We start from the raw sequence: 15,109 nt of genomic DNA, 5'->3' as shown, positions 1-15,109 counted from the left end.
ACAGGCAATGCGAGTTGGGGTGTGGGCCCCAACACAGAAGCTGACGTAAAGTCAGCTTACAATAATGTAGGCCCCAACACAGAGGATTTCGAAAAGAAATTCTACAGACAATGCAAGTTGGGCTGGGACGACGAAATAAATTTTGCGAAAATATCATTTCTGTCCCACTCCCAAAATGGTATGGTATTGGTTAAAATGTATTGTCTCAAAGATTAGTCACTTTTAAAGATAAAGAATTGTCATGAATTAAAGCGCATGTACTGATGTGTTACATGTCGCAATGATGGCTTTCAGTTATTTATCGATAACATCACTCTTGATACCTTTAGATTTTAAGAAATCTTTAATTTTATCTTGTTGCTTTTTATTAACATCACCGGCATATTTTGTTGGCACGTCGACAACATTGATTTTATTTTGCGGTTGATAGCTAAGCTTTTCAATATCTTCATCAACATTGGCGATTGTACTATTTAAAGCTTTGAAGTAATTCATCATTAATTCAACGGGTTTCTTATATTCTTTAGGAATATTGTTTTCAGTGACAAATTTCTTGAAATGCAAATCATTTTTAACAGCTAAGTTAGATAAGTGACTAAGTGTTTCTGCTTGTTTTTCAGTCACTTTTGTTTGACTGTCAATTTGTTTATCTAGTTTATGTTGCATTATATATTTGTTATCAAGTATATCGCTATTTACAGACAAATACTTTTCTATAGCTTGCTTCATCTCTGCATCACTAATATCACTATTTTTCTTATCTGAGTTAAAGATATCTTTTGTTTCTAATTTTTTAGCGCTTTTAGGTGCATGGATGCCAGTACTTGTGTGATGATCTTCGTTATCAGATTGATCGGACGCGCAACCTGTAAGAATTAATGTCGATGCTAAAAATGTACTTAGTAGTAATCTCTTTTTCATAATGTAATATAACTCCTTGGTTTATCTTTAATTGAAAAAATGTGTATTCATGTTTAATAGAGTAACATTGAATTAGTTTGGAATGTCACGATGACCTTGCAATGACCATAGACGTAAATGATTACGTGCATGAGTTGCTTTTTCTATCAATAATGCATCATTTTGGACGTTGTTAAGGATAGCATTATCTATAAATAACTGCATAATTGGTTGAATCAATTTAGACGTAGGTATCGTACGTAAAAGCATAATGATTTCATTCACATACTTTTCCTTCTCAATATCATTTTTTATATTGATTTTTTTGCGAGAGGTACATACTTTAAGCATTATCGCACACCTCGTTGTATATATTAAGTTTATCATAACATGATTTTATGTCGGGATAAAAAAATAACAGCATCTTAACAAATGTAAGATACTGTCAGTGAAATGAATGAAACTTTAGTTTCTGATAATATAGTCAAAGGCATTTAATGCTGCATTTGCACCAGCGCCCATTGAAATAATAATTTGTTTGTTCTTCTGATCTGTTACATCGCCAGCAGCAAATATTCCAGGTACGTTAGTATTATTGTTACGATCAATAACAATTTCACCACGTTCGTTTAATTCAACAGCATCTTTTAACCATGATGTATTTGGAAGTAAACCAATTTGAACAAAGATACCATCTAAGTTAAGTAGATGTTCTTCGCCGGTGCTCATGTCTTCGTAACGTATACCTGTAACATGGTCTTCTCCGACAACTTCAGTAGTTTTGGCATTTGTTTTGATATCAACATTTGATAAAGAACGTAAACGATCTTGTAACACGTTGTCTGCTTTTAATTCGCTAGCGAATTCGAATAATGTAACATGATTAACGATACCAGCAAGGTCAATAGCTGCTTCAACCCCAGAGTTACCGCCACCGATAACTGCTACGTCTTTATTTTCAAATAGAGGTCCGTCACAGTGCGGGCAGAATGCAACACCTTTATTAATCAATTGCTCTTCACCTGGAATGTTTAGCTTACGCCAACCTGCACCAGTAGCGATAATGACTGTTTTACTTTCTAAGACAGCACCGTTTTCTAACGTAACTTTAATTGCTTCGTCAGTCTTTTCGATATCTGTAGCACGAATACCTGTCATTGCATCAATGTCATATTGATCAATGTGCGCTGCTAAGTTAGAAGAAAATTCAGAACCAGTTGTTTCTTTAACAGTAATGAAGTTCTCAATACCAGCAGTATCATTAACTTGGCCACCGATACGATCAGCAACTATACCAGTACGTAAACCTTTACGTGCTGTGTAAATCGCTGCACTACCACTAGCAGGACCACCACCAACGATTAAGACATCATAAGGTTCTTTATTTTCAAACTCAGATGCATCTGCCGTACTGCCTAGTTTCGAAAGAATATCTTGGATCGTCATACGACCATTGCCAAATTCTTCGCCATTTAAAAAGACAGCAGGGACTGCCATGATGTTTTCAGATTCTTCACGGAACACTGCACCATCAATCATAGAATGCGTGATGTTAGGGTTGATCACACTCATTAAGTTAAGTGCTTGAACGACATCAGGACATTTTTGACACGTTAAACTAATGAATGTTTCAAAATGGAATGAACCTTCTAAGTTTTTAATTTGGTCAATGATTGACTGTTTTTCTTTAGGTGCACGACCACTAACCTGTAAAATTGCTAAAACAAGTGAGTTAAACTCGTGACCTAATGGAATACCTGCAAATGTTACACCTGTTTCTTCGCCAGGACGATTGACTGAGAAACTTGGTGTACGTTTTAAAGACTTTTCAGAAAGTGAAAGTCTAGGTGACATATCAGAAATTTCTGTTAATAATTCTTTGAGTTCCTTAGATTTATCATCTGAACCAAGGCTGGCAACGAATTCAACGTTGCCCTCCATTAGTTCTAATAGTTGTTTAAGTTGTTGTTTTAAATCAGCATTAAGCATGGTTGTAATGCCTCCTTAGATTTTACCTACTAAATCTAAACCAGGTTGTAATGTTTTAGCGCCTTCTTCCCATTTAGCTGGGCATACTTCGCCAGGGTTTTTACGAACATATTGAGCTGCTTTGATTTTGTGAGCTAATGTACTAGCGTCACGGCCAATTCCGTCAGCGTTAATTTCAGATGCTTGTACAACACCGTCTGGGTCGATAATGAATGTACCACGTTGAGCTAAACCAGTAGCTTCATCTAATACATCAAAATTACGAGTGATTGTTTGTGATGGGTCACCAATCATAGTGTAAGTGATTTTGCTAATTGCATCTGAATGGTCATGCCATGCTTTGTGTACGAAGTGAGTATCAGTTGATACTGAGAATACATTTACGCCTAATTTTTGTAATTCTTCATATTGGTTTTGTAAGTCTTCTAATTCAGTTGGACAAACGAATGAGAAGTCAGCAGGATAGAAGCATACTACGCTCCAAGAACCTTTTAAATCTTCTTGTGTAACTTCTTTAAATTGATCTTTTTTTGGATCGAAAGCTTGCGCTGTAAATGGTAAGATTTCTTTGTTAATTAATGACATAAATATCTTCCTCCTAAGAATTTAAGTATGAATTAGAACTATCAATTGATTGCGCTTAATTATAATAATTCTAATCTCTTAGTTAGCATTATTACATTTTGATCCAGAATAGTCAACTGGATAACTTTGTAAAGTGAATGATTACTTTTAAAATAAAGAAAGATAATATAAAGTGCTTTGATAATGGATTTTGTAGTCGATGATTTAAAAGGTTGTGTCTATATTTAATATCTTGATTTTAATGTAAAAAATGTAAAAAAAGAAGATTTGTATTCTCAACTAAGTCAACCTTATTGATAATGGTGTGAGAATATTTGTTCGAGATGGATGAAGGTAATGCGTGAGAAACTGGATTTTTCAAGTGTGAGGCAATATTTTTAAAAGTTCGATTATTAACTTATAAGCAAATAATTGCTATAAAAAAGTTTGGACGTGTACAATTGCAATATGAATATTTTTAATTAACTGTAAAGTATCGAGGAGTGGGTAACGTGTCAGATCATGTATATAATCTTGTGAAAAAGCATCATTCTGTTAGAAAATTTAAGAATAAACCTTTAAGTGAAGACGTTGTTAAAAAATTAGTAGAAGCTGGACAAAGCGCTTCGACGTCGAGCTTCCTACAAGCATATTCAATTATTGGTATCGATGATGAGAAGATTAAAGAAAATTTACGAGAAGTTTCTGGACAACCTTATGTTGTAGAAAATGGCTATTTATTCGTTTTTGTTATTGATTATTATCGTCATCATTTAGTTGATCAACATGCTGAAACTGATATGGAAAATGCATATGGTTCAACGGAAGGTTTGCTAGTAGGTGCAATCGATGCAGCATTAGTTGCCGAAAATATTGCGGTAACTGCTGAAGATATGGGGTATGGCATTGTCTTTTTAGGATCATTAAGAAATGATGTTGAACGCGTTCGAGAAATTTTAGACTTACCTGACTATGTCTTCCCGGTATTTGGTATGGCAGTAGGGGAACCCGCAGATGACGAAAATGGTGCAGCCAAGCCACGCTTACCATTTGACCATGTCTTCCATCACAATAAGTATCGTGCTGATAAGGAAACACAGTATGCACAAATGGCAGATTACGACCAGACAATCAGCGAGTACTATGATCAACGTACAAACGGGAATCGCAAAGAAACATGGTCGCAGCAAATTGAGATGTTCCTAGGAAACAAAGCAAGATTAGATATGTTAGAACAATTGCAAAAATCAGGATTAATACAGCGATAGCAAGATACCAAAATAACCCGCCCCCTCTAGCTTAAAATGATAAGTATAGCTAGAGGGGGCGGGTATTTCTTGCAATGAATTAGTGTGAAGTTAATGCAGCACTATCATTTGATTCGAAAGTATCTTTGTCCCAATGTTTAGTTAACTTGGCGGTACCTGTACCAGCTAGCATTGAATCGTTCACGTTTAATGCTGTTCTACCCATGTCAATCAATGGTTCAACGGAGATGAGCACGCCGGCTAAAGCGACTGGCAAGTTTAACGTTGACAACACCAATATGGATGCAAATGTAGCCCCGCCACCGACGCCAGCAACGCCGAATGAACTAATAATCACGACAGCGATTAACGTTACAATAAATTGTAAATCAATTTCTACATTAGCGACGGGTGCGACCATAATTGCAAGCATGGCAGGATAAATACCTGCACAACCATTTTGTCCAATCGACAATCCAAATGTCGCAGCGAAATTGGCAATACCTTCTGGCACGCCTAGACGTCTTGTTTGTGTTTGTACATTCAGTGGTAAGGCACCCGCGCTTGAGCGTGATGTGAATGCAAAGATTAATACTTCCAAAGTCTTTTTAACATAGCGAATTGGGCTAATACCTAACAGACTTAAAATAATTAAGTGAATGATATACATCGTAATTAACGCAGCGTACGATGCGATTAAGAATTTTCCTAAAGTCCAAATGGCGCCAAAGTCACTTGTCGATAACGTGTTGGCCATAATTGCTAATACACCGTATGGCGTTAAACGTAAGACGAACGTCACAATCGCCATTACTAGTGAATAGATAGCGTCAATCGCACGCTTTAGCAATTCACCATGATCAGGTTGTTTGCGTGCTACGCGTAAATAAGCAAATCCTATAAACGAAGCAAATATCACGACAGCAATCGTGGAAGTTGCACGTTGTCCAGTGAAATCTAAGAATGGATTTTTAGGCAATAATTCCAAAATTTGTTGTGGTAACGTATGTGCTGTTAAATCTTTCGCTTGTTTAGCAATTTCGCTTCCGCGTGCTTGTTCAGCGTTACCAAGATTAATTGTTGATGCGTCTAAACCAAACACCAAGGCATACACAACACCGACAATTGCAGCAATGGTGACAGTGCCAATTAAAAAGACAAAAATGAGACTACCAATTTTAGCAAACTTTTCTCCGATTTGAATTTTAGTGAATGCAGCGACAATAGAAATGAAAATTAAAGGCATCACAATCATTTGCAACAATGCAACGTAACCTTGTCCGACAATGTTGAACCAGTCACTTGTTGATGTAATAATATTCGAATGTGTACCATAAATAAGATGTAATAATACGCCGAATATTATACCAATCCCTAAAGCTGTAAACACACGTTTCGCAAAAGATATATGTTTGCGAGCCATCATGTGCAATATTACGATGAAAATCACCAATACAATAATATTAATCAGTGTAAGAAAAGCATTCATGAACGTCACTCCTCAAATTTTTAAATATAATTCCGACTAGTATGCTAAGAATAATATTAATTTTATAATATTTCAAGAGGGTATTTGCAATTAAATGTAAACATGATGAAATTCGACCGTTGGCATAAGAGAATTTGTAAACAAATCGTTTTGAATTAAGTAGAGAAAGGTGAAAAGGGTTAATAGCGTGATGAGCTAGTCGATTAAAGTTAATATTTGAAAATGAAGCAAGGTATTAAATGCAATAAATTAAATAAGTTGTCATTATAGCGTTAATAATAGAAATGATTTTAACGGAAAAAAGTGATGAATATTTGGAAAAGATATATATCGTGCACTGTCATGAGAGATAAGATATGAGAAAACAAATGTATCCTTGAATCGAGATGTGGCTATGGCGGTTTGATAAAAATTGCTAACCTCATATTTATTGAATAAAAAGATAATAAATGATCAACCTTGAAAAGACGCTTCGAACAAACACGTTGTAAAAAAATCTGTCGAATCAAAATCAGCATCTTTTGAGGGTTCGTGTGTGCAGGTGGTAGTTCAAAAGCTACCGTAAACAAATATTTTTGTTTGAGCAAAAAGGCGTTTGTAGTAAATGTGAATATGAGTGTGCCCTTGTGCGATTCGTCAGTTACTAACACAGCCAAACATTTAAATTGAATGGGCTCATAAGATGAATCTGTTTAGGAATACACAGAAGCCATCCCATTTAAAAGTAACATACTACAAAAATTTATTCAAAATTCAATATTAATCATAATGAATAATTAAAAAACCTGAAACAAATTAGTTTGATATGCTCTCTTCAAAGTAGACATTGAAAGGAGTATATCAGCTTGTTTCAGGTTTTATGATTGAGTATTAAATTTGAAAATAAATTACAGTTCTATAGGTTTATAAAAAATCAGTTTTTAAATCATAGCTATACATTACTGAGTCTTAAACTTGTGTTCAAATCATAAGTTTACAGGTTGAATAAACGTGCGAAGAAACCTTTTTTCTCTTCTTGAGGTTTAGGTTCTGCCATTTCAGACTGTGAAGCTGTGCTATCATTTTCTGCTTTCGCTTCCGATGAATCGTTCGAAGTAGCTTGTTTAGAAGCTTCTGCATGGGCTTCTGCTACTTGTTGTACAGCATCATGTTGCGCTTCTGCATCTACTGTAGCTTCTTTATTTGAAGTCTCAACTGCTTTGTCATTTTTAGACTGCTCAACGCTGGCTTTTTCAATTGCTTCAGTTGCAGAAATTTGATCCTCTTTATCTACTTTAGTAGCATTGCCATCGCCTGCATTTTCTGCTTTAGTATCCGTCTTGGCGTCTGTTGATGTATTCACTCCAGCAACCTTCGAATCTTTGCTGTCAGCTTTATCTTCAGTAACAGCATTACTTTCAACTTTATTTGTTGATTCAGCCAATACTTTAGCTTGAGATGCTTGTGCTTCTTGGATAGCCTCTTGTGATGTTTGGATTGCTTTTAATGATTCACTATTTGAATCGATTTTAGTTGTAAGTTGATTTTGAAGTTCTTTTAATTCTTGTTGTTGCTGATGTACTTGATTCATCATTTGACCAAGTAGGTGACGTTCTTCGCGCATTTTCTGGATTTCTAGACGTAAATCTTCTACTAGTTGAGCGACATTTTGATTAGTAGGTAAGTTTTTGTCATCGTTTTTGACAATGACTTGCAGGAAGTCTTTTTCTTTTTCTAACTCATCAAACGCTAGATCATAACTATTTGTTTGTTTTACTTTGTCGGCAATGTCTTTGAAAAGCTCGATATCTTCTTCTTTGAAATCAGTTGCTTCACGACCACGATATTCAGTCTTGCTTAGTTGGTAACCACGTTCTTCTAAATGTTGAACAATTTTACGGACTTGCTTCTCACTTAGTTCTACGCGTTGTGCAAATTCTTTAGTTAACATACTTTAAAGTCCTTTCTGCATATACTTTATGTATACTGACGTTTGTCTACGGGCAGTGAAACGTCAGTCTTGCTTCATACATAGTTTAAACGTTATTGTTAGTGATTTCAAGTTTGTTTAAAATGGTTTACGTAAATCCATTTCTTCTAATAAATCATAAATAATTTCACGTGCGATACCATTTGCAAATACATACTTCAAAATATAATTTGATTTAACACTTGTACCGTAGATATCCTTTGTCAGTTTAATATTTTTCTTTAAAAATAAGTCCACTTTTTTAGTGTGACCATCATTAGTTGGATGAATGTAATCAATTTCAGTTTGTCTTTCAAATTGATGTTCGTATAAAAACTGTCTACGGTGTTCAATAATGAGCCCATTATCTTGTGTTAAATCTGCAGGTTCTTTAGGGACTTCCATCATTAAAAAGTTAATACTTCTAGAATGAACAAGGTTTGATAATAAGTTTAATTCATGTTCAATTTGATGTAATGTTTGTGTCATTAACTCATCATGGTTGGGTAGGTCTTTTGCAAATAAATAAATTAAAAATGCAGAATTGGTTGTGGCTTCATAATGTGCAGTTGCTAGACTGACAACAACATCGTTTTCTAAGCCTACGATAAAGACATAATCGTTTTCAGTTTTGTTGTTTTCTAATGAGCGTTTGATGATACGTTTATCTTCAGTTAAAGATAAATTTAACTTAGTATCGTAAAGTTTAAGTGCTTCGTTGTAATGTGGATCTTTGACAGATTGAATGGTTTTAAATTCCATAAGAACACCTCCCCAATTTAAATAATATTATAGCATAATCGCCTGTTGTAAAAGACTGTTCATAAACTTTTAAATGGTATAAAAAACTGTACTATCTTAAATTAGACAGTACAGTAATCTCATTTTGAATTCAGTGTGATAACTAAGCTTTGGGACCTTTAGATGCTTCAGCAAAATGTGTAATATCAACTTCTTCATAAGCTGAATTATTTTCTAGTACTTCTTGGTGAGATGAATGATCGCGAACGCCAACAACTAACATTTTATCGTCTAAAATAAGTTGTTTATATTTTTCTAATTCATCAGGCGCTAAGTTGTAGCGTGATAAAACTGCATGTTCACCATCTTCTCCTGTTAACAGTTTAGTCATTTTATCACTAAATGTTCCACTTGTTGAGATAAGGGAGATTTCAGAGTCGTGTAAGTCATTTAGGTGTAATTTACTTTTACTAATAATTGTTAGCTCTGATTCTAAATAACCTTCAGATTTCTTTTGATTGATTACGTTGTATAATTCGCCAGTGTCATTTACTACAGTAATATCTGCCATAGTTGTCGCCCCTTTAAAAATTTGTTTATTCAATCTTTTACCCTTCTTATTATAAAGTAAAACCCTTACATTATTAAGTTATAAGTCTTCATTCGCATTAAACGTCTCTGTACATTTATAAAACTATTAAAAGTTTACCTAAGCAGTTATTGAAAAAATGCCAAAAATTTGCTATTATCGTTAAATAATTTACATAAACTCATATAATCTAAAGAATATGGCTTTAGAAGTTTCTACCATGTTGCCTTGAACGACATGACTATGAGTAACAACACAATACTAGGAGTAGCTTCAGCCACTAAATTGTAACCATGATGGGTGATTTATATCATTTTATATGATGGTCACAGTTTATTTGATGAAACTTCTTTTACATTGATTGCATGACCAATACGTGATGCATGTTCGTTCACTCATAAACCCTGAAACTATTATTTAGTTTGGGGATTTTTTTGTATCTAGCACCAATTTAAGAGCAAAATGTTTCACACAAATCTGAGGAGGTTTTAAGAGTGGAGTTACTAGGACAAAAAGTAAAGGAAGACGGCGTTGTCATTGATGAGAAGATTTTAAAAGTCGATGGATTTTTAAATCATCAAATTGATGCAAAGTTAATGAATGAAGTTGGTCGCACTTTTTACGAGCAATTTAAAGATAAAGGGATTACTAAAATCTTAACCATTGAAGCTTCCGGTATCGCACCTGCAATCATGGCTGCACTACATTTTGATGTGCCATGTTTATTTGCGAAAAAAGCAAAACCTAGCACTTTGACGGATGGTTATTATGAAACATCTATTCATTCATTTACTAAAAATAAAACAAGTACGGTCATTGTTTCAAAAGAATTTTTATCAGAAGAAGATACTGTACTCATCATCGATGACTTTTTAGCAAATGGTGATGCTTCATTAGGGTTATACGATATCGCACAGCAAGCGAATGCTAAGACTGCTGGTATTGGTATTGTTGTTGAAAAAAGTTTCCAAAATGGGCATCAACGTTTAGAAAAAGCAGGTTTAACAGTTTCTTCTCTCTGCAAGGTTGCTTCACTAGAAGGAAATAAAGTGACATTGGTGGGAGAAGAATAATGAAAAATTTAATCCTAAGTGTTCAACATCTTTTAGCTATGTACGCAGGTGCCATCTTAGTTCCAATCATTGTTGGTACAAGTTTGAAGTTTACGCCTGAACAAATCGCTTACTTAGTTACAGTAGATATATTTATGTGTGGAGTTGCCACATTTTTACAAGCCAATAAAGTAACAGGAACAGGATTACCAATCGTTCTTGGATGTACATTCACGGCTGTTGCGCCCATGATTTTAATTGGTCAAACGAAAGGAATAGATGTACTTTACGGTTCGCTATTTTTATCAGGGATATTAGTTATTATCATCGCGCCTTTCTTTTCACATCTTGTAAAATTCTTCCCACCAGTAGTAACGGGTAGTGTTGTTACTATCATTGGTATCAATTTAATGCCAGTAGCAATGAATTACTTAGCTGGAGGTCAAGGTGCAAAGGACTATGGAGATGTTAAGAACATTTTGTTAGGTTTAATGACATTAATCATTATTCTTGTTTTACAAAGATTTACAACTGGATTTATTAAGAGTATTGCCATATTAATTGGACTCGTTTTAGGAACGATAGGCGCTGGCTTACTTGGGATGGTCGATATTAATCAAGTCAATCATGCCGGTTGGTTAGGCATCCCAGTGCCGTTTAGATTCTCAGGATTTAGCTTTGATGTGACATCGACGTTAGTGTTCTTTATTGTAGCTATCGTTAGTTTAATTGAGTCGACAGGTGTCTATCATGCGTTAAGTGAAATTACCGGTAAGAAGTTAGAAAGAAAAGATTTTCGTAAAGGTTATACTGCGGAAGGTCTAGCGATAGTGTTAGGTTCTATATTCAATTCATTTCCGTATACAGCCTATTCGCAAAATGTAGGACTCGTTTCTTTATCCGGTGCTAAGAAAAATAATGTTATATACGGCATGGTTGTGTTATTACTTATTTGTGGTTGTATACCTAAACTTGGTGCATTAGCGAATATCATTCCGCTACCTGTGTTAGGTGGTGCCATGATAGCTATGTTTGGCATGGTAATGGCATATGGTGTTAGTATATTAGGACATATCGATTTTAAAAATCAAAATAATTTATTAATTATCGCTGTATCAGTAGGATTAGGTACTGGTATAAGCGCTGTACCACAAGCATTTAAAGGTTTAGGTGAACAATTTGCATGGTTGACTCAAAACGGAATTGTTTTAGGCGCAATCTCTGCAATTATTCTTAATTTCTTTTTTAATGGAATAAAGTATAAACAAACGGAAGAAAATGTGAAATAATATAACTAATTAATTTGAAAAATGGAGGCTGTTTTTAATGTGGGAAAGTAAATTTGCAAAAGAATCATTAACGTTTGATGATGTGTTATTAATTCCAGCACAATCTGATATTTTACCGAAAGACGTTGATTTAAGCGTACAATTATCAGACAAAGTTAAATTGAATATTCCAGTTATTTCTGCTGGTATGGATACAGTAACTGAATCTAAAATGGCGATTGCTATGGCTCGTCAAGGTGGTTTAGGTGTTATTCATAAAAATATGGGCGTTGAAGAACAAGCGGACGAAGTTCAAAAAGTAAAACGCTCTGAAAATGGTGTCATTTCAAACCCATTTTTCTTAACACCAGAAGAAAGTGTTTATGAAGCTGAAGCATTAATGGGTAAATACCGTATTTCAGGTGTACCAATTGTTGATAATAAAGAAGATCGCAACTTAGTAGGTATTTTAACAAACCGCGACTTACGTTTTATTGAAGACTTCTCAATTAAAATTGTAGATGTAATGACGCAAGAAAATTTAATTACAGCTCCAGTGAATACAACACTTGAAGAAGCAGAAAAAATTCTCCAAAAACATAAGATTGAAAAGTTACCATTAGTTAAAGATGGACGTCTAGAAGGTCTTATTACTATTAAAGATATTGAAAAAGTTATCGAATTCCCTAATGCAGCAAAAGATGAACATGGTCGTCTACTTGTAGCTGCAGCAATCGGTATTTCAAAAGACACTGATATTCGTGCTCAAAAATTAGTCGAAGCAGGTGTGGATGTCTTAGTTATCGATACAGCACATGGTCACTCTAAAGGTGTAATCGATCAAGTGAAACATATTAAGAAGACTTACCCAGAAATCACATTAGTAGCTGGTAACGTTGCAACTGCAGAAGCAACAAAAGATTTGTTTGAAGCGGGTGCAGACATTGTTAAAGTCGGTATTGGCCCAGGTTCAATTTGTACAACACGTGTTGTAGCAGGTGTTGGTGTACCACAAATTACAGCAATTTATGATTGTGCAACTGAAGCACGTAAACATGGTAAAGCTATCATTGCTGATGGTGGTATTAAATTCTCAGGAGATATCATTAAAGCATTAGCTGCTGGTGGACATGCGGTTATGTTAGGTAGCTTATTAGCTGGTACTGAAGAAAGTCCAGGTGCTACAGAAATTTTCCAAGGTAGACAATACAAAGTATATCGCGGTATGGGTTCTTTAGGTGCGATGGAAAAAGGTTCAAACGACCGTTACTTCCAAGAAGACAAAGCGCCTAAGAAATTTGTTCCTGAAGGTATCGAAGGACGTACGGCTTATAAAGGTGCGTTACAAGATACAATTTACCAATTAATGGGCGGTGTGCGTGCTGGTATGGGTTATACTGGTTCACACGATTTAAGAGAATTACGTGAAGAAGCTCAATTCACACGTATGGGTCCAGCTGGTTTAGCAGAAAGCCACCCACATAATATTCAAATTACGAAAGAATCACCGAACTACTCATTCTAATTAAGATAAAGGAGAACGACAAATATGGAAATGGCAAAAGAACAAGAGTTAATCCTTGTCTTAGACTTTGGTAGCCAATACAACCAATTAATTACACGCCGAATTCGTGAAATGGGCATTTATAGTGAATTACATGATCATGAAATTTCAATTGAAGAAATTAAGAAAATGAATCCAAAAGGTATCATTTTATCAGGTGGTCCAAACTCAGTTTATGAAGAAGGTTCATTTACAATTGATCCTGAAATATATAATTTAGGAATTCCAGTACTTGGTATTTGTTATGGCATGCAATTAACTACTAAATTATTAGGTGGTAAAGTTGAGCGTGCTAATGAACGTGAATACGGTAAAGCAATCATTAATGCGAAGTCAGATGAGTTATTCGCTGGCTTACCAGCAGAACAAACAGTTTGGATGAGTCATTCTGATAAAGTTATTGAAATTCCAGAAGGCTTCGAAGTTATCGCTGATAGCCCAAGCACAGACTATGCAGCAATTGAAGATAAGAAACGTCGCATTTATGGTGTGCAATTCCATCCAGAAGTACGTCATACAGAATATGGTAATGACTTATTAAACAACTTCGTACGTCGTGTTTGTGAGTGTAAAGGACAATGGACGATGGAAAACTTTATCGAAATCGAAATTGAAAAGATTCGTCAACGCGTAGGCGACCGTCGTGTATTATGTGCGATGAGTGGTGGCGTAGATTCATCTGTTGTTGCTGTACTATTGCATAAAGCAATTGGGGATCAACTAACATGTATCTTTGTAGACCATGGCTTACTTCGTAAAGGTGAAGGCGACATGGTTATGGAGCAATTCGGTGAAGGTTTCAACATGAATATTATTCGTGTTAATGCGAAAGATCGTTTTATGAATAAATTAAAAGGTGTTTCTGATCCTGAACAAAAACGTAAAATCATTGGTAATGAATTTGTATACGTATTTGATGATGAAGCATCAAAACTTAAAGGCGTAGACTTCCTTGCGCAAGGAACACTTTATACAGACGTCATCGAATCAGGTACAAAAACAGCACAAACAATCAAATCACACCACAATGTTGGTGGATTACCAGAAGACATGGAATTCGAATTAATCGAACCAATCAATACATTGTTTAAAGATGAAGTACGTAAATTAGGTATTGAGTTAGGTATTCCAGAACATTTAGTGTGGAGACAACCATTCCCAGGACCTGGTCTTGGTATCCGTGTACTTGGAGAAATTACTGAAGATAAACTAGAAATCGTTAGAGAATCAGACGCAATTTTACGCCAAGTGATTAGAGAAGAAGGTCTTGAAAGAGAAATTTGGCAATACTTCACAGTGTTACCAAACATTCAATCAGTAGGTGTTATGGGAGACTATCGTACGTATGATCACACAGTAGGTATCCGTGCAGTAACATCTATCGACGGCATGACAAGTGACTTTGCACGCATCGATTGGGAAGTCTTACAAAAGATTTCAAGTCGTATCGTAAACGAAGTAGACCACGTTAACCGCGTAGTCTATGACATTACATCAAAACCACCAAGCACAATTGAGTGGGAATAATTATATATAGCAAATGATAGGCTGGAGTCACCGATATTACGCGGTTTCCAGCCTTTTTTGGTGTGCTTACGAATGCGGCAGTCGGTGATGAAACAGATACGAAAGAAGTTGTAGTAAAGCGTGGAGAATATAAAGAGAACCCACAAAGTGGCAAAGTACAGTTAGTCTATAATGAACATGTTGAACTGATAGAGGTACCAATTAAGCCAAGTGATCGTTTAAAAGCTCGTG

Annotated in this window: 13 protein-coding genes, 2 pseudogenes and 1 riboswitch; of the genes and pseudogenes, 7 read left to right on the top strand and 8 right to left on the bottom strand. The window is 35.2% G+C overall.

Annotated elements, in window-relative coordinates; translation table 11 throughout:
- Positions 1-294: 294 nt before the first annotated feature.
- The 4 genes and pseudogenes from HMPREF2658_RS08885 to ahpC form a co-directional block, all read right to left on the bottom strand.
- Positions 295-921, bottom strand: a complete 627-nt coding sequence (locus HMPREF2658_RS08885) for an NDxxF motif lipoprotein (protein ID WP_000746687.1) — start codon at positions 919-921, stop codon at positions 295-297.
- Between the two features lie 72 nt (positions 922-993).
- Positions 994-1,230, bottom strand: a pseudogene (locus tag HMPREF2658_RS08880) (hypothetical protein); the annotation flags it as partial.
- Between the two features lie 135 nt (positions 1,231-1,365).
- A complete protein-coding gene (gene ahpF, locus HMPREF2658_RS08875) occupies positions 1,366-2,889 on the bottom strand; it encodes an alkyl hydroperoxide reductase subunit F (RefSeq protein ID WP_000930500.1) in 1,524 nt (507 codons plus the stop codon).
- A 15-nt stretch (positions 2,890-2,904) separates the two neighbouring features.
- The gene (gene ahpC, locus HMPREF2658_RS08870) at positions 2,905-3,474 is read right to left on the bottom strand and encodes an alkyl hydroperoxide reductase subunit C (protein WP_000052781.1); all 570 of its coding nucleotides are present in this window, start codon (positions 3,472-3,474) and stop codon (positions 2,905-2,907) included.
- Between the two features lie 491 nt (positions 3,475-3,965).
- Between ahpC and nfsA the strand changes: the two genes are divergently transcribed.
- Positions 3,966-4,721: an oxygen-insensitive NADPH nitroreductase gene (gene nfsA, locus HMPREF2658_RS08865; RefSeq protein ID WP_001279731.1), complete on the top strand. Its 756-nt coding sequence runs from the start codon at positions 3,966-3,968 to the stop codon at positions 4,719-4,721.
- Between the two features lie 79 nt (positions 4,722-4,800).
- Here nfsA and HMPREF2658_RS08860 read toward each other — a convergent pair whose 3' ends face one another.
- The gene (locus HMPREF2658_RS08860) at positions 4,801-6,189 is read right to left on the bottom strand and encodes an L-cystine transporter (protein ID WP_000991000.1); all 1,389 of its coding nucleotides are present in this window, start codon (positions 6,187-6,189) and stop codon (positions 4,801-4,803) included.
- 84 nt (positions 6,190-6,273) lie between these two features.
- Here HMPREF2658_RS08860 and HMPREF2658_RS08855 point away from each other — a divergent pair, with 84 nt between their 5' ends.
- The gene (locus HMPREF2658_RS08855) at positions 6,274-6,348 is read left to right on the top strand and encodes a hypothetical protein (RefSeq protein ID WP_031785505.1); all 75 of its coding nucleotides are present in this window, start codon (positions 6,274-6,276) and stop codon (positions 6,346-6,348) included.
- A gap of 814 nt (positions 6,349-7,162) precedes the next feature.
- Here the strand turns inward: HMPREF2658_RS08855 and HMPREF2658_RS08850 are convergent.
- From HMPREF2658_RS08850 to HMPREF2658_RS08840, 3 genes are all read right to left on the bottom strand, one after another.
- On the bottom strand, positions 7,163-8,119 hold the full coding sequence (locus HMPREF2658_RS08850) for a prolipoprotein diacylglyceryl transferase (protein ID WP_000956154.1): 957 nt from the start codon (positions 8,117-8,119) through the stop codon (positions 7,163-7,165).
- A gap of 117 nt (positions 8,120-8,236) precedes the next feature.
- Positions 8,237-8,899, bottom strand: a complete 663-nt coding sequence (locus tag HMPREF2658_RS08845; protein WP_000394700.1) for a hypothetical protein — start codon at positions 8,897-8,899, stop codon at positions 8,237-8,239.
- A gap of 142 nt (positions 8,900-9,041) precedes the next feature.
- On the bottom strand, positions 9,042-9,449 hold the full coding sequence (locus HMPREF2658_RS08840) for a general stress protein (protein WP_001791353.1): 408 nt from the start codon (positions 9,447-9,449) through the stop codon (positions 9,042-9,044).
- Positions 9,450-9,628: 179 nt separating this feature from the next.
- Positions 9,629-9,731: riboswitch (purine riboswitch) on the top strand.
- Positions 9,732-9,961: 230 nt separating this feature from the next.
- On the opposite strand from HMPREF2658_RS08840, the gene xpt reads away from it, so the two are divergent.
- The 5 genes and pseudogenes from xpt to HMPREF2658_RS08815 form a co-directional block, all read left to right on the top strand.
- Positions 9,962-10,540 (top strand): xanthine phosphoribosyltransferase, encoded by a 579-nt coding sequence (gene xpt, locus HMPREF2658_RS08835; protein WP_000421412.1) that lies wholly within the window; start codon positions 9,962-9,964, stop codon positions 10,538-10,540.
- Complete coding sequence (pbuX, locus tag HMPREF2658_RS08830; protein ID WP_000793023.1) at positions 10,540-11,808, top strand: xanthine permease PbuX; 1,269 nt, start codon at positions 10,540-10,542, stop codon at positions 11,806-11,808. The genes xpt and pbuX overlap by 1 nt, the downstream gene beginning before the upstream one ends.
- 37 nt (positions 11,809-11,845) lie before the next feature.
- Complete coding sequence (gene guaB / locus HMPREF2658_RS08825) at positions 11,846-13,312, top strand: IMP dehydrogenase (RefSeq protein ID WP_000264071.1); 1,467 nt, start codon at positions 11,846-11,848, stop codon at positions 13,310-13,312.
- A gap of 24 nt (positions 13,313-13,336) precedes the next feature.
- On the top strand, positions 13,337-14,878 hold the full coding sequence (gene guaA, locus HMPREF2658_RS08820; protein WP_000424959.1) for a glutamine-hydrolyzing GMP synthase: 1,542 nt from the start codon (positions 13,337-13,339) through the stop codon (positions 14,876-14,878).
- A 62-nt stretch (positions 14,879-14,940) separates the two neighbouring features.
- A pseudogene (locus tag HMPREF2658_RS08815) lies at positions 14,941-15,109 on the top strand (terminase small subunit); the annotation flags it as partial.

This window comes from Staphylococcus sp. HMSC062H10, assembly GCF_001836945.1.
Classification (GTDB): Bacteria; Bacillota; Bacilli; order Staphylococcales; family Staphylococcaceae; genus Staphylococcus; species Staphylococcus aureus.
This window is presented reverse-complemented; position numbering and strand designations above follow the sequence as displayed.